The sequence below is a fragment of the Acinetobacter bereziniae LMG 1003 = CIP 70.12 genome (genome assembly GCF_000368925.1).
GTDB classification, from domain to species: Bacteria; Pseudomonadota; Gammaproteobacteria; order Pseudomonadales; family Moraxellaceae; genus Acinetobacter; species Acinetobacter bereziniae.
Genome location: NZ_KB849756.1, coordinates 2808969 through 2824880 on the forward strand (window position 1 = coordinate 2808969; position 15912 = coordinate 2824880).

Annotated in this window: 17 protein-coding genes; 8 read left to right on the forward strand and 9 right to left on the reverse strand. The window is 39.0% G+C overall.

Annotation, left to right across the window (positions count from 1 at the left end; all coding sequences use genetic code 11):
- Window positions 1-69: 69 nt before the first annotated feature.
- Entirely contained in the window at window positions 70-570 is a 501-nt protein-coding gene (locus tag F938_RS22980; RefSeq protein ID WP_005035569.1) for an RNA pyrophosphohydrolase, read from the reverse strand.
- 184 nt (window positions 571-754) lie between these two features.
- Between F938_RS22980 and F938_RS22985 the strand changes: the two genes are divergently transcribed.
- Complete coding sequence (locus F938_RS22985; protein WP_005035571.1) at window positions 755-1405, forward strand: HAD family hydrolase; 651 nt, start codon at window positions 755-757, stop codon at window positions 1403-1405.
- Window positions 1406-1758: 353 nt separating this feature from the next.
- A complete protein-coding gene (locus F938_RS22990; protein WP_005035573.1) occupies window positions 1759-2001 on the forward strand; it encodes a DUF2789 family protein in 243 nt (80 codons plus the stop codon).
- Between the two features lie 65 nt (window positions 2002-2066).
- Here F938_RS22990 and F938_RS22995 read toward each other — a convergent pair whose 3' ends face one another.
- Window positions 2067-2924, reverse strand: a complete 858-nt coding sequence (locus tag F938_RS22995; RefSeq protein ID WP_005035575.1) for a LysR family transcriptional regulator — start codon at window positions 2922-2924, stop codon at window positions 2067-2069.
- 208 nt (window positions 2925-3132) lie between these two features.
- On the opposite strand from F938_RS22995, the gene F938_RS23000 reads away from it, so the two are divergent.
- Complete coding sequence (locus F938_RS23000; RefSeq protein WP_005035577.1) at window positions 3133-4002, forward strand: glycine-rich domain-containing protein; 870 nt, start codon at window positions 3133-3135, stop codon at window positions 4000-4002.
- A gap of 24 nt (window positions 4003-4026) precedes the next feature.
- On the opposite strand, the gene F938_RS23005 is transcribed toward F938_RS23000, so the two are convergent.
- Window positions 4027-4269 carry a DUF2061 domain-containing protein gene (locus F938_RS23005; RefSeq protein WP_004826583.1) on the reverse strand — a complete coding sequence of 81 codons (243 nt, stop codon included), beginning with the start codon at window positions 4267-4269 and terminating at the stop codon, window positions 4027-4029.
- 531 nt (window positions 4270-4800) lie between these two features.
- On the opposite strand from F938_RS23005, the gene leuC reads away from it, so the two are divergent.
- The 4 genes from leuC (at window position 4801) to leuB (ending at window position 8702) form a co-directional block, all read left to right on the forward strand.
- Window positions 4801-6234, forward strand: a complete 1434-nt coding sequence (leuC, locus tag F938_RS23010; protein ID WP_004826584.1) for a 3-isopropylmalate dehydratase large subunit — start codon at window positions 4801-4803, stop codon at window positions 6232-6234.
- 20 nt (window positions 6235-6254) lie between these two features.
- Window positions 6255-6905 (forward strand): 3-isopropylmalate dehydratase small subunit, encoded by a 651-nt coding sequence (gene leuD, locus F938_RS23015; protein ID WP_005035580.1) that lies wholly within the window; start codon window positions 6255-6257, stop codon window positions 6903-6905.
- Between the two features lie 106 nt (window positions 6906-7011).
- A complete protein-coding gene (locus F938_RS23020; RefSeq protein ID WP_004826588.1) occupies window positions 7012-7581 on the forward strand; it encodes a hypothetical protein in 570 nt (189 codons plus the stop codon).
- Window positions 7582-7622: 41 nt separating this feature from the next.
- Window positions 7623-8702, forward strand: a complete 1080-nt coding sequence (gene leuB / locus F938_RS23025) for a 3-isopropylmalate dehydrogenase (protein ID WP_005035582.1) — start codon at window positions 7623-7625, stop codon at window positions 8700-8702.
- A 71-nt stretch (window positions 8703-8773) separates the two neighbouring features.
- On the opposite strand, the gene F938_RS23030 is transcribed toward leuB, so the two are convergent.
- Both F938_RS23030 and infA read right to left on the reverse strand, forming a co-directional pair.
- The gene (locus F938_RS23030; RefSeq protein ID WP_005035585.1) at window positions 8774-9181 is read right to left on the reverse strand and encodes a hypothetical protein; all 408 of its coding nucleotides are present in this window, start codon (window positions 9179-9181) and stop codon (window positions 8774-8776) included.
- A 379-nt stretch (window positions 9182-9560) separates the two neighbouring features.
- Window positions 9561-9782 (reverse strand): translation initiation factor IF-1, encoded by a 222-nt coding sequence (infA, locus tag F938_RS23035; protein WP_004718087.1) that lies wholly within the window; start codon window positions 9780-9782, stop codon window positions 9561-9563.
- 228 nt (window positions 9783-10010) lie between these two features.
- Here infA and F938_RS23040 point away from each other — a divergent pair, with 228 nt between their 5' ends.
- The gene (locus tag F938_RS23040; RefSeq protein WP_004826594.1) at window positions 10011-11021 is read left to right on the forward strand and encodes an AraC family transcriptional regulator; all 1011 of its coding nucleotides are present in this window, start codon (window positions 10011-10013) and stop codon (window positions 11019-11021) included.
- Between the two features lie 93 nt (window positions 11022-11114).
- On the opposite strand, the gene truA is transcribed toward F938_RS23040, so the two are convergent.
- The 4 genes from truA to F938_RS23060 all read right to left on the reverse strand — a co-directional run bounded on the left by truA (window position 11115) and on the right by F938_RS23060 (window position 15817).
- Entirely contained in the window at window positions 11115-11912 is a 798-nt protein-coding gene (truA, locus tag F938_RS23045; protein ID WP_004826595.1) for a tRNA pseudouridine(38-40) synthase TruA, read from the reverse strand.
- Window positions 11913-11920: 8 nt separating this feature from the next.
- Window positions 11921-12895 carry an asparaginase domain-containing protein gene (locus tag F938_RS23050; protein ID WP_005035588.1) on the reverse strand — a complete coding sequence of 325 codons (975 nt, stop codon included), beginning with the start codon at window positions 12893-12895 and terminating at the stop codon, window positions 11921-11923.
- Window positions 12896-12988: 93 nt separating this feature from the next.
- A complete protein-coding gene (locus F938_RS23055; protein ID WP_005035590.1) occupies window positions 12989-14299 on the reverse strand; it encodes a hypothetical protein in 1311 nt (436 codons plus the stop codon).
- A gap of 48 nt (window positions 14300-14347) precedes the next feature.
- Window positions 14348-15817, reverse strand: a complete 1470-nt coding sequence (locus F938_RS23060) for a type IV pilus assembly protein FimV (protein ID WP_005035592.1) — start codon at window positions 15815-15817, stop codon at window positions 14348-14350.
- Window positions 15818-15912: the final 95 nt, after the last annotated feature.

Genomic DNA, 15912 nt, shown 5'->3' on the forward strand with positions numbered 1-15912 from the left:
CTAATCTAAGCTATGTTTTAAAGCGTTTTCATCAGTATTATTTATAACAGCACTACTTTGAAAAATCATTCATATTTTTGAAGAAATTTCAGGGGTGTAGTGTGGCATTTGCATACATAACTCCATCATCGCTTTACGATAAACATCTCGTTTAAAATTAACCACTTGACCAAGTGGATACCAATAACTGACCCATTGCCATTGATCAAACTCGGGCGGATCAGAGAGATTCAACTGAATATGTTTCGTTGAAGCTGTGAGTTTGAGTAAAAACCATTTTTGCTTTTGTCCAATACAAATCGGATCGGAGTCCGAACGAATGTATCGAAGTGGCAAACGATAATGCAACCAGTCATCTGTCTGGGCAATTATTTGGACGTGCTCGGGTAAGAGCCCAACTTCTTCACGTAGTTCTCTAAAAAGAGCTTGCTCAGGAGTTTCTCCAAATTGGATACCTCCTTGAGGAAATTGCCATGCATTGTGCCCAATGCGCTTTGCCCATAAAACTTGTCCAATATCATTTGCCAAAATGATCCCGACGTTGGGTCGGAAACCTTCTGAGTCGATCATTTGGCTACCTAAAATTTGTTAATTTCATCTGACTTTATATATGGGGACTGACACTCTTTTGTCCAACTCGATAAAGTCAAAGTAATAATGTTGTAAAATTGCTATGATCTTAACGAATTTCTATCGACTAGCGGTGATAGATTTACAATTTTTTTCTTAAATTTCAGTTTAAACGAGTATTTTCATGAAATTGGCGCTGTTTGACTTAGATCACACCTTATTAAATACAGATTCGGACCACTCTTGGGGAGAGTTTTTGGTCAATGAAGGCTTGGTCGATCCAGTTCGCCATCGTGCGATGAATGATCAGTTTTATGAAGATTATAAAGCAGGGCAACTTGACCCGATTGCTTATAATGAGTTTGTTTTTGAGTTTTTGACTCAACATGATAATGACTATTTAACTGAATTACATCAGTTGTTTATGAAAAAAGTCATTCGCGCACAAATGCGCCCGAAAGGCTTTGCTGCGATTCAAAAACACAAAGATTTAGGGCATGCTTTAGTAGGGATTACAGCAACTTCTGATTTTATCACTGCGCCTATTTTTCGTGAATTTGGAATTACTGAAATTATCGCAACCAATGCAGAAGTTAAAAATGGACAATACACGGGCAAAGTCACCAATATCCCATGTTATCAAAAGGGCAAATTAGCACGTTTGGATCAATGGCTTGAGAGACGTGATGTGACTGAATCCTGGGCATATTCAGATTCGATCAATGATCGCTTTTTATTGGAGTATGCAGATCATGCGATTGCGGTAAACCCAGATGATCGTTTAGAAGTGTTAGCCAAAGCACAAGGTTGGGATATTCAGGATTGGTCGATCTAATCCAGCTTGTTCGTTATCAGCAGCACTTCGGTGCTGTTTTTTTATAAAAATCTAGTAAAAATACAGCAGCAGAGTCTGTCATTTAAAACCCAGCAACAATAAAAAAATACAGCATGATTTGTGATAAAAAGGTAACTTTTGAACTAGATTTATGATTGATTTGCAGCGTTATTCAAGCAATGTATTCGGTCCAATCCTGTTCAAATCACTGAATAGAAAATGCTGAATGGGTTGCTAAATTTGATCTGTTCATCAATTGTAAATATTTTTATAAATGAATATTTTGTGCTTCATTTTCAGTGTAAAAATGCTATGTTGAGCTGAGAACTTTTAAAACTGATGGAGATTAAATAATGAGCCAGACACGTCCAAGAATGACCAATTTATTTGAACAACTTGGTTTAGACTCTAGCGAACAAGCAATTCAAAATTTTATTGAAAATCATCAGTTAGATGCCGACACATTTTTGACTAAAGCTGAGTTTTGGACCGATGCACAACGTCAGTTTTTAGATGAAAAATTGAGTTCTGATGGGGAGTGGGCAACCATTGTTGACCAATTAAATGAGTCTTTGCATGAAGATTCAGTCAAATAAGGCTGTGGATATTCTCAACCTAAATAAAGCGCTCATTATTCAAATAATCAGCGCTTTATTTTTTTTTATTTCATCATTTCAATTAATTCCTGAACAGCTCTGGATTGAGTACGTGCAGGATGCCAAACCATTCCCAATTGACGGTTCATCTCGAAATGAAGATCCAACTGTTGTAAATCTTGATTGAGCAAGGTTTTGGGTAAAACAGACCAACCTAAACCGATTGAAACCAGCATGCGAATAGATTCTAAAGGGTTGTTACTCATGGTGGTTTTAGGTTTTAAGCCTTTCTTTTCAAACTCAGCTAAGGTGATCTGACTGGTATACGTCTGTGCAGCTGGCAATAAACTTGGGTACTCAATTAAATCTTCAAGTTTAAGATTTCTTTTTTGCGCCAAAGGATGAAAAGGAGCCACAACAAAAACCAAAGGATCATTCCAGATGGTGATGTAACTTAAACGTTCATCTCCTTGAGGGGGAAGGGTTAAAAAAGCAAGTTCCAAGTCGCCTGCCAGCACTTGTTCATGCGCTTGTTCAGAGTCGACAAAATGTACATCCAGTTTAACTTCTGGAAAAAGTTGTACATATTTTTTTAAGTGCTGTGGTAAATGATGTAAACCAATGTGGTGACTGGTTCCAATTTTGAGTTTTCCTCTTACTTCACCTTGCTCATGGCTGAGGGTATGGTGAATATCCCCTAATTCATTGAGCCAGTTTTTTACTTTGGGCAATAGTGAATGTGCTGCATGTGTTGCTTGAACACCACGTCCTGCGGATTCAAATAGTTTGACACCAAAATATTCTTCTAGACTGTGTATCCGTTTGGTCACAGCAGGTTGGGTAATAAATAGATGTTCTGCTGCCATCGAAATAGAACCAGTTTCCATAACTTTGACAAAAGCTTCAAAAGCAGCGAGATTCATGATCTTTCCATCCATAAAGAATTTTTATGCGTATTTCATTATTGAGAAGTTTTAAGAATTAATCAAAGTAATTTTCACTTTTTTTCGATTTTGGCTATTGTGATCTGTGCTTGGTTACAATGATAAAACTTTCATACAGGTTTAAACTGTACACAGCTAAGTTGACTGATTTATAGTGTGACAATAAAAATAATCAAGGAAATATTATTTGACTCAACCTACTCGAAGCACCATTCATGACTTTCAACAACGCGCTCGTGACACATTGCCAATATCTTGGGGAAGATTTCTTGTGATTATGCTGATTCTCGGGGGAATCAGTTTAGTATTGTTATATTTATTCCAAATTTATTTTCTTGCCATTCTTGTCGGCATCATCGGTATATTTTGGTTGAGAGCACGCATACACAGACTACGAAAAATCCGCGCATGGAATGATTTTAAAATTCCTGCTGAAGTTTGGCGGGTATTTAAACAGCGACATCCCAATATTGCGACATCATCATATCCTTATATTGAAGAGGGTTTTAAAGATTATTTAGCGATTCATCTTTTGCGTAAAGATGCGTATGCTATGCCTTCTCATTCTGTAGATGCCTTATGGCATGTATTAATTGAAGAGTTTGATACATTTTATCGAACGATGTGCCTAAACTTCTTAGGTTATGAATTAATTCATCAACCCCATGATCCACTACCGACAGAAGCACAAAGAGCCTCTCAAAAAAAACAATTGCTCAATACATGGCAAAGTACATGCCATTTACATGGTTTAAATCCAGAAAATACTCAAGTTTTACCGAGATTGTTTCAAGTCGATGGTCATATTCGTTGGGAAAAAGGACTGATTTTTAGTTTGCCGTTCATGCTTGGAATGTATAGTCAAATGATGAGCTCCACATCAGACGCTTCTTCTACAGCCACGACATCCTCTTGTTCATCTTCAACCTCGTCATGTTCTTCAAGTTCCTGTTCTGGTTCGAGTTCTTCACATGATTCTGGACACTCTCATAGTCATAGTTCAGACTCTTCATCTTCTTGTAGTAGTTGTAGTAGCTGTGGAGGTGGTGGTGATTAACACCTCCCGCTACAGTCAATTTATCTAAGCTTTCACTTCTGTTCTTTGAGCAATTTTTTGATCTCTTTTATTCCAGACTTTTTCATGGAAAAAGAATGCAAAGGCTTGAACTGTAGGTTCGAGTAGACTTAATGTCACAGCCATCCAAAAGTTACCTGTCACCACATAAGCAACCAACATTGCGACAGTAATGTGCATGATGTAGTAGCTTAATGTTTTCTTGAAAACGCGTTGATTGTTTTGTAAAAAGTTTTGAATATTCGCCATCAGGTTCACCACTTATTGATTCATTATTTAAATAATAATCATTATCAATTGTAATGTAAAAAGGTTTTTTTGACTCATGCTGATTGGATTTCTAAATAAACAATAAAGAATAATTGAAAAGAGGTTGTTAACCGCCTAGATTAAGGTGAAATAAATCGATGCTCACTTTTATCATTCTATTTAAAAGTTCTGGGAAAAGTGAAAGTTAGGTCATGGTGTAATCGGTGATCTAGCAAACTGATTTCATTGGAGAGCTAGGGTTGATGAGGATTAAACTTTTAACTTCATTTAAGCTTATCTACAATGAATCTTTGAATTTTGATCATGCCTATTATTTGAAAATATGATTTTTTGAGCTGAAAATAGAGCATGATTTCAAGTCATTTATCTGGCAAAGAATGATATGGAAATAGTTTTAATGGATTCCAAAAAGTTTTTAAACTGATAAAAATGATAAATTAGATTTATGTAAAAACGTGGTTATAATCGACATTAATGAAAGAATTACCCAGTCCAGTGGAGCACATCGACATGGCAGGCGAAAACCAAAAAGCAAAAACCTTATATGATAAATTATGGGATGACCATCTAGTAAAACAACGAGATGATGGCTCTGCATTACTTTATATCGATCGTCATCTATTGCATGAAGTAACCTCTCCTCAGGCATTTGAAGGTCTGCAGCTTGCTGGGCGTAAACCATGGCGTTTGAGTGCCAATGTCGCGACTCCTGACCATAACGTACCCACTTCAACCAAAGAACGTTCTGAAGGAATTGCTGGAATTGAAGATGATACTTCACGTATCCAAGTTCAAACTTTAGATGATAACTGTAAAACATTTAATGTGGTGCAATTTGACATTAATGATATTCGTCAAGGGATTGCACATGTGGTTGGTCCAGAGCAAGGTTTGACTTTACCAGGAATGACGGTGGTATGTGGTGATTCACATACAGCCACACATGGTGCATTTGGTTGTTTGGCACATGGAATCGGAACTTCAGAAGTAGAACATGTATTGGCAACACAATGCTTAGTTCAAAAGAAAATGAAGAATATGCTGGTTCGTGTCGATGGTACATTGGGTCAAGGTGTGACGCCTAAAGATGTGGTGTTAGCCATTATTGGTAAAATTGGGACTGCTGGCGGTACAGGTCATGCGATTGAATTTGGTGGTCAAGTCTTCCGTGATATGTCGATTGAAGGTCGTATGACGGTGTGCAATATGGCTATCGAAGGCGGTGCGCGTGTCGGTATGGTAGCTGTTGATGAAAAAACGATTGAGTATGTAAAAGGTCGTCCTTATGCACCACAAGGTGAGCAATGGGATGCTGCTGTAGCTTATTGGAATACTTTGCATTCTGATGATGACGCGCACTTTGATACAGTTGTGGTTTTAAATGGTGAAGAAATTGAACCACAAGTGTCTTGGGGAACGTCTCCAGAAATGGTCATTCCAGTCTCTCAAGCGGTTCCAACTTTAGAACAAGCCAAAGATGACGTGCAACGTAATGACTGGACTCGTGCTTATCAATATATGGGTTTAAATGCTGGTCAGGCGTTGGCAGATATTCAATTGGACCGTGTTTTCATTGGTTCTTGTACCAACTCTCGTATAGAGGATATTCGTGCAGCTGCTGCTGTAGCCAAAGGTAAAAAAGTGGCTTCAAGTATTAAGCAAGCGATGGTTGTACCGGGTTCTGGTTTAGTGAAACAACAAGCAGAAGCTGAAGGTTTAGATAAAATCTTGATCGAAGCTGGATTTGAATGGCGTGAGCCGGGTTGCTCGATGTGTTTAGCGATGAATGCGGATAAGTTACAGCCTGGCGAACACTGTGCATCAACTTCAAACCGTAACTTTGAAGGTCGTCAAGGGAATGGTGGTCGTACTCATCTGGTGAGTCCAGCAATGGCAGCAGCTGCGGCGATTGCAGGTCACTTTGTCGATGTTCGTTCATTCTAAGCTGGGGTAAGGAGCAAACTATGAAAACTTATACCGTTGAACAAGGTATTGTTGCACCATTAGACCGTGCCAATGTTGATACAGATTTAATTATTCCAAAACAGTTTTTAAAATCGATTAAACGTACGGGTTTTGGTGACAATTTATTTGATGAATTGCGTTATTTGGATGAGGGTTATCCTGGGCAGGATAATGCTAAGCGTCCTAAGAATCCAGATTTTGTTTTAAACCAGCCGCGTTATCAAGGTGCATCGGTTTTAATTTCTCGTGCAAACTTTGGCTGTGGTTCAAGTCGTGAGCACGCACCTTGGGCATTGGAAGAGTTCGGTTTCCGTACCGTGATTGCACCAAGTTATGCAGATATCTTTTTCAACAACAGTTTTAAAAATGGCATGTTGCCAGTAATTTTGTCTGAAGAAATTGTTGATCAATTATTTAAAGAATGTGCTGCTACTGAAGGCTATCAGCTCACGATAGATTTAGAAGCACAGGAAGTCCGTACACCAAGTGGTGAGGCATTCAAATTCGAAGTAGATCCATTCCGCAAGCACTGCTTATTGAATGGTTTGGATGATATTGGTTTGACTTTACAGGCAGCAGATGAAATTCGTGCTTATGAAGAAAAAACCAAGCAATCACGTCCTTGGGTATTTGCTGAAATTCAAGGTTGATTTTCAGTGAACATTTTACTCGTAGCGTGAATGCCTAACTCTTGCTAACATGCAAAGCATAACAAAATGAATGTTGGCTCGGTAATGCAAGGGTTGGGGTTGAGCGATGACTAAGTTTTTAGTTCGTGGTGTTTTAATCAGTTTGACAGGTTTAATCTTGAGTGCATGCCAATCAGCACAAATGGTTGATTTGGTTCGTATTAAACAAGCTGAAAAAAATCAGATGAGCCAAAATACAGTTTCAGTTTATTGCTCAGGTGCAGAGCATTGTGAATTTGCGCGATTAAATGATTTGATTATCATGCAGGAAAATACACAGCGTGCGAATCGTAAAGCCATTGATAAAGGTTATCTAAAGCTAACAGGTAAGCCTTTAGATCAAATTGGTGTGTATTTAACGATTCCACCGCAGCAATATGAAATGGTGGTTCGGTTCTATCCAATTACCAAAGATCATGCTGAAGTTTTTCATGTGATTCATGATTTTAAAGCAAATCAAAAATATACATTTAAAATGTATCGCCAAAGATCACAGGGTGCAGGAAGCTTATTGAATGTTTCCTCACCAACACCACTCTGTGTCGATATGCTTCAAGAAACTCGAACAATTCGCCGTTTCTGTCGTCCTCATAATGCAGTGACAGGGGTGAGCGAATTTGTTGAGCAAAAAATTTAATCTCAAATCAGTATAGATGCTGAATAAAAATGGAACTGCAAATGTCTAAACAAATTTTGATTTTGGCAGGTGATGGTATCGGTCCAGAGATCGTTGCCGCTGCTGAAAAAGTACTTACACGTGTCAATGAAAAATTTAATTTAGGTTTAACATGGGAACATGGTTTATTGGGTGGTGCTGCAATTGATGCTCACGGTGAACCTTATCCAGCAGTCACAGCAGAACAAGCAAAAAAAGCAGATGCAATTTTACTCGGTGCAGTCGGTGGTCCAAAATGGGACACGATTGAGCGCTCGATCCGCCCTGAACGTGGTTTATTAAAAATTCGTAGTGAATTAAACCTATTCGCAAACTTACGTCCGGCAATTCTTTATCCACAGTTGGCAGATGCTTCAAGCCTTAAGCCTGAAATTGTCGCAGGCTTAGATATTCTGATCGTTCGTGAACTCACAGGTGGTATCTATTTTGGTCAGCCGCGCGGTATTCGTGAGCTCGAAAATGGTGAGAAGCAGGGTTATAACACCGACGTCTATGCAGAGTCTGAAATTAAGCGTATTGCGAAAGTTGCTTTTGAAATGGCGAATTTACGCGGCGGTAAAGTCTGCTCGGTGGATAAAGCCAACGTTCTTGAAGTGACTGAGCTTTGGAAACAAACCGTCACTGCATTGAAAGAACAGCACTATCCAAATATCAATCTTTCACACATGTATGTAGATAATGCAGCAATGCAATTGGTACGTGCACCAAAGCAATTTGATGTGATTGTTACAGGTAATTTGTTTGGTGATATTCTTTCAGACGAAGCTGCGATGCTCACAGGTTCGATTGGTATGCTTCCATCTGCATCTTTAGATGAAAATGGCAAAGGGATGTACGAACCATGTCATGGTTCTGCACCTGATATTTCTGGTCAAAACGTGGCGAATCCGCTGGCAACAATTCTTTCTGTCGCAATGATGCTTCGCTATACCTTCCGTGAAGAAATGGCTGCAAAAGCAATTGAAGATGCTGTAGGGCAAGTGTTGGACCAAGGTTTACGTACAGGCGATATTATGTCGGAAGGGATGACCAAAGTAGGTACTGCTGAGATGGGCACAGCTGTGGTTACAGCGATTGCTTAAGTCTAGATTTTAGATCACTTTCAAAAACACAGCCTAGGCTGTGTTTTTTATTGCGTTGTGATCAAATACATTTAACAGGCTCTCCCCATATATTCAACGGACTCGGCAATATCATTGTTTAATTTAAAGCTGACTTTGCAATTAAAGTTAACATCGTAACTCGGTGTGCTTGCCGTGTCATAGCGAATGACAGGCATTCCCATTGCATTTGAGCCGACCGTTGCATTGCTTCCTGTCATCGGGATATTGATAGGGCGAAGGATGGTATATGTTAATGTGTCATTGGTGGTTTGGATATGATCACTGACTTGATAACCTAAAGCTTTAAAGTTTAGTTCGGCTTGTATTTCAGCGCTGGATTTACCAATAAACTGTTGTAAATATTGATCTAAATTTGCAGGTCGGGTATCAACACTCTGACAGCCTGCAATACTGAAAGCGATCGAAACAAATGTAGAGATGTATAAATATTTTTTCATCAGCTTCACCCAATCAAGTGAGAGTTTGATTTGAAACGCTCTATGCAATGAGTTTAATCAATCTACAAGCAAGTGTCTGTAGACAGATTGCGAAGTTGGATTGAACCCCTAAGCTTAAATTTGAAATGCGATTAAGGGAAAAGTGACGAAGATGTTGAAAATACACCACAAATAATTAGAGGCAGTGTAAAAATGAGAATTTTACGGATAATTATAAATTGATGACATGTGACGTATGGCAATCAATAAACAGATTTAACAATAGATTTTAGCGTCAGGAACGTAATAACTAGACAATAACAATGTATCGTAAGCCAGATGGTATATTGTATAGATATTGAAAAAGCCACCTAATAGTGGCTTTTGCTTACACTAAAACTTAGCGTGCACGATAAGTAATACGACCCTTAGTTAAGTCATAAGGTGTCATTTCTACTTTTACATTATCGCCAGTTAAAATACGAATATAGTGTTTACGCATTTTACCAGAAATGTGAGCAATCACTTCGTGACCGTTTTCTAAACGTACACGGAACATAGTATTAGGAAGCGTTTCGGTGACAACGCCTTCGAACTCGATAAGTTCCTCTTTATTGGCCATAGCCTACCTGATGATCAAATTGGAAAGGCGCAAATTATAGGCAATTTTTTATAGAAAAACAAGATTATTCGGCATGGGAAGGTGGCAGATGACTTGAAAATAGGCGAACATATTGTTAAACAATTTCTACAAAAAAAAGCGGATAAATATTGTCAGTTCGGTCAATCGACGGTAATCTAAATCAAAGGTTTTAAGTATAAATGAATAACATACAAGGAAGGGCACTGCGTGAGCCAGCTAACTGATGCTTCGGTTGTTTTACGATTAGGCTATCAAGCGATCCGTCGTGCAGGATTGCCGACAGAAGAAATATTATCAAAGGCAGGCGTGGCATTGGGTCAGGTTGATCAAAATGCACGAACGCCATTAAATGCACAATTTGCATTTTGGGTGGCTGCCGAGGAAGTCAGTAACGATCCAGATATTGGTTTACATCTCGGAGAACATTTACCCCTTTATCGTGGGCAGGTGATTGAGCATTTATTCATTTCAAGTGAAAACTTTGGTGAAGGGCTCAAACGAGCACTTGCGTATCAACGTCTGATCAGTGACGCTTTCCATGCGAAGTTGGTGGTTGATGACAATGGACGTTGTTATTTAACCAATGGTGAACAACCCTGGGGCGAAAATATTGTCAACCGTCATTTTTCTGAGTGTGCCATTTCGGGGATTTTACGCTTCTTTAAATTCATTACTGAAGGACGCTTTGAACCGATCTACATCGATTTTAACTTTTCTCAAGGTGCTTCAGATGGTGAGTATTATCGTGTGTATGGCTGTCCTGTAAGTTTGGGGCAAAAAGAAACACGGTTGTATTTTGATCCTTCAATTTTAGACTATCCATTGTGGCAAGCTGAACCAGAGCTGTTACAGCTACATGAGCAGTTGGCAATTGAAAAACTTCAAGAATTGGCACGTTATGATTTGGTTGGCGAAGTTCGCCGAGCAATTGGTTCAACTTTGGAGAGCGGTGAAACAACCTTGGAAACAGTGGCGGCTCAACTGAGCATCACCCCTCGTCGGTTACGCACCCAATTGTCAGAAGCCAATACCAGTTTTCAGCAAATCCTTTCAGATTACCGTTGCCGTTTAGCCAAAAAATTATTGGCGAATACCAATGAAAGTGTTGAGCGTATTGTATATCTCACAGGTTTTTCTGAGCCAAGTACGTTCTATCGTGCCTTTAAACGTTGGACCAATGAAACACCTGTTGAATATAGAAAACGTAAACAGCGTTAAGTGCAACGTTTTAATTATTGAGAAATTTTAAACTGCTTTCTGGATAAAAAATCCTTCAATTGTGAAGGATTTTTTATCTCATTTGGAAAAGAGTTATTCGGGCATATTTAGCCAATGTGGTCCTAGAGGTGGTCGCGGTAATTCAAACTGTTCTGGATAATCTGCATGAATGAAATATAGACCGTCAGGAGGGGCTGTAATCCCAGCGGCTTTACGGTCTTGTGCGGCAAAAATTTCGTCAATGTGATCAATTTCATACAAGCCCTGACCAATTTCAAGTAGACAGCCCATAATGTTGCGAACCATGTGATGCAAGAAGCCATCAGCCTGAATATCCAGAACCAAATAATTGCCATGACGAATTAAACGACAGTGTTTAACATGGCGTACAGGTTGATTGGATTGACATGCCGCAGCACGGAAACTTTCGAAATTATGTGTTCCTTCAAATTTTTGCGCGGCTGCAATCATCTTATCGACATCAAGTGGATAATAAGCATGGGTAACTTGCTTGTGTAATAAAGCAGGGCGATTCGCTGATTGATAGACAACATAGCGATAACGACGTGCTTGTGCCTTAAAACGAGCATGGAAATCACGATCCATCTCTTTGATCCACTGGATAGAAATATCTTTGGGTAATTGGCTATTAGATCCCATTAACCAGCCACGCATGGGACGAATCGCATTGGTATCAAAGTGAGCAACCATATTGGTGGCATGGACACCTGCATCAGTACGACCCGCACCGTGTAAGATAATGGGTTCATCCGCGATGGTGCTTAGTACTTTTTCCATTGTCTCCTGAATACTACGTACGCCAGGCTGTTGAGTTTGCCAACCTTTATATCGAATGCCACAAAACTCAATACCAATTGCAAAGCGTTGCATAAATACCTCTATTCAGGATGATCATACCAATGGTCATGCCATTGTTGCGAAGTTGGGTATTGTAAATAAATTTTTAGAATTTTGGCATAAAGATCTGCTTGACTGAGTGCATCACTGACTAAAATTTTTGAGTCCTGAATCCATTGGCTAATCGCATAACGTTGATCCATACCGCCTAGAGGGACTTGAGTTGATAAAATAATTTGGCAACCTTTGGCTTGTAAGTTTTTAAAACTTTGGATAATCATTTCATTAACCGCTAAATTTCCAACACCATAAGCCTGAATCACTAAAAATTCTGGAGGCTGTTGAATGAGGCTGTTGAGATTATTTTCAAACTGTAATAATTCAGTGGGTACCATCATCCAATTCACGATATTTAATGATTTGGCTTTTTCAATATGGGATAGCTGGATTTGAATAACAGTTGAGTCATGATCAATAGGTTCTTCCGCTTTTAAGCCTCTGAATGCGTCCAAAGCAGTACTATGGGTTTTTAACGCAGTACGAGCATGAATCACTTGATGGAAGAATGTGAGATAAACACCTACAGGTAACTTGGTGATGGCATCGAGTGCTGTATTTAAATTATCAATCGCATCGGTAAACTCACGTGTGTCATCGCCTTGAAGGTTGAGTAAAGGATATTGGCTTCCTGTAAGAATGACATGACATGATTCAGCGAGGAAACGAGATAAAGTTGCAGCAGCATAGCTGAGGGTATCAGTCCCATGAATCACAACAAAATGTTCAAAATTTTGTAGTTGTAAGCTTTGAATTTGTTGAATCAGCATTAACCAATCAATTGCAGTACATGCACTACTGTCTTTAATACTGGGCGCTTTAAAGCATTCAATTTTCAGTTGAGGTGGGAGAATCCGTTTGAGCTGTGGAATGAATTGATGTTCAGGCATGGGAGCTAAAGGCTCACCAATACACCCAAAAGTTCCACCCATGTAAATTAAAGCAATTTTTTTGTTCATAATAAAAAGCAGCCATGAATGACTGCTTTATCTTAAATCGCTTAGTGATGTCTGACAATTCGTATTATCAAATTGCAACAGACAATAACCTCATCAAGCGATTTGGTTCAATAAATTTTGTGATTGTTGGCGTTGCTCAGCCGTATATACAGACTCATCCTGTGACAATAATGCACGTGCTGAAGCATAAGCACCTAGATGAATATATTGCTGGGCAAGATCTAAATTAAGCTGAATTTCATTGACTTGAGCAAGCTCAGGAAATGAAGTTAGCAATGGATCAGTTGTTTCAACAGGCGTAACTGCTTCAACTTGGCTAGGTACTTCTAAATTCAACTGAGAAGCTACCGATTCAGGTTCAACACTTTCTGATTTTATTTCTTGATCAAAAACAAAAGCAGGCTGTGTTTCAACAGGTGTTTCAGCTTCTGTTGGTGTTAATTTAAATTCGAATGCTTGAGGCGCTGCCATCTGTTCTTTTTCTGGAGTTGCAACAGGCTCAGCAAAATCTAGTTTAAATTCAGGTGCAATTTCAATTTCGACAGGCTTTTCAACTGGCGCAACGATAGGCTCATTAGGTGTAAAACTAAATTCTAAAGGCGTTATGGTTTCTTTTGCAGTCTCAGTTGTTGGTTTAACTGTTTCGAAAGAAAACTCTACAGGAGGCTCTGTCTGTGTCTGTGGGGATGAATCTAAATTAAATTCGAGTGCTTGTGCTTGTGGCTTTTCTTCTGATTTTTCTTGAGCAACTGATGGGGTGAAGTCAAGTGTCTCAACATCATTGCGAGTAGGTGTTTCTAAAGTTGCAGTAGATGGTGTTGGGGGTGTTTCTATATTGCCAATCAAAGCATCGAATGCAGCAGTATTCTTGACTTCTGGAACAGCAGGCTCTGGTGTAGTTGGAACAAAAGCAATCGACTCAATCGGGCTTTCAGTTTGAGTAGCTTTTTTCTTTTCTTCAGCCTGAGCAACAATATCATCAAGACCCAATGAGCGAATATGGTTAATCAATTGATTCACTGCAAATTCATCTTTTTGTGCTAAATGCACATCCAAGAGGTAAAGATAGAGCTCATGTTGAGCATTATCTTGATTGAGTGCTTGATTGATTTTTGCTTCAGCTGAAAAATAGTTTTTTGCAGCAATCAGTTTTTCGATACTACTTTTTAATTCAGGGCTTAATGGTTTTGTTGCTTGTTGCACCACAACTTCGTTTTCAACAACAGCTGTGCGTTGTTGTTTTTGCGAGGTACGTGCAGTACGTGCTACATTCTTTTTTGACGATTTTTTATTGTTGGTCTTTTTACTCGTCGTATTGGTATTTTCTTTATTGGCATCTTCACGTTTCTTTAAAACGATGGCAACCACCAACAGTAAAACAAATGGAATCACATACAACAACATTTTATTTCCCCTTCATTGAGCACAATGAATCAATTTCCTTAATATATCCTAACTATTTGGCTTCTTTACATTTTGCTGTTGTAATTGCTGTTGCAATTGAGCAAGCCGAGCATTTAATAATTGAATTCGCTGATTCTTTTCTTGTAAAGCCGATGCAAGTTGGGTCACATTCTTCTGTAATTTAACTGTTTTTTCACGAGATGTCATAACTTTTGTAGATAATTCAGCAGTTGTCTGATTCACCTGTGTATTTTGTTTTGCAGAACCTTGTGCAGAAGATTGCTCGTTATCTGCAACCAAACTCATCTCCGCCTGATCTAAACGGTATTTGGCAGAACCAGATTGCTTTTTGGCAATCTGAGGTGCCTTAGGTGGAACTTTAGATTTCGGTTGTGGAACTTGTTGATAACTTGCAGCTAAATTCAATGCAACACCTCGACGGATACGATTGATGTCCCCTTGAATAAAGGCATCTGCATTATTCTCTTTGATTTGACGCATGACTTCAGGAACACTTTGATGTGTTTCTGCTGCGATACGAGATGCAATTTTCCAAAGTGATTCGTTGGCACGAACAACATGTCTTGGTGCTTTGTCTAAACTATTATTGGCGGTCGGTTTATTTTGTTGGGACGCTTTTTGAGTGTCAGTTTTAGGCTTGATCGTATTGGCTTTTTCAGATTTATGTTCAGCAGCAGTTTTTTCTATTTTTTGTGGTTCAGCTTTTGGTGCCGGGGTGTGTGCTGTTTGAGTCTGTTGGGATGATTTTTCAGGTTGTGCAATAGGTTTGGGTTGGATCACCACTTGCGGATTTGCAACAACAGTAGAATGAGTGTCGTCTTTATTGACCGCTACAGAGGTGGTGTTTTGCGAACTTACGCTATTGGTCACCGCAGTTTTTTGCTCAGTTTTTAGTGGGGGAGGTGCAATAACACTGATTGCCAATGATTGTTGAGTATCCGGCACTACATTAGATTTTTTGATTGTTGGTGATGTTACCGTTTGTGGTGTTGTAACTTGGTATTGAGTGCTGGTTGGCAAATTCAATGCAATGTCTTTTTCACTCACAATAATTTGAGGTTTAAGTGGCTGTTCTTTAGCATTGGCATTTACCATAGGTGCAGGAATGTTATTGCGTCCACGTGTTAAAGGTGTTCTTACTTGTTGAATATGTGTAGCACTGCCTTCTTTAATCTTGAGTAAGATATTGAGTTCAGACTCAACAATGGGGCGAGAAGAAGTAATGACGATAACCCCAGTCCCATCGCCAGAACGACGCGTATAAAAATTTAAATGTCCAGGTGCCTGTGTGGTAATTCCAATATGTTGTATATCGTCTGCATCTGCCAAACCCACTTCTATTTTTTCATTTGGATTGGCATTGCTAAATTTCATTTCTGCGTACAGAAGATCCCCAGACCCCGATTGAACTTGAATCGGATCTATCGTAATCGCACTGATTGTTTGCGACGTCATGATGGCTAAAATGGCAATTTTTAATTTGTTATATACAGTCATCTCTATCCATTGCTCTGACAAATTTCAAGGCATCCCAATGATACAATATTTCGCTGTAGTCTATATGTAAATTATTAACATTAGAGTTACACAAA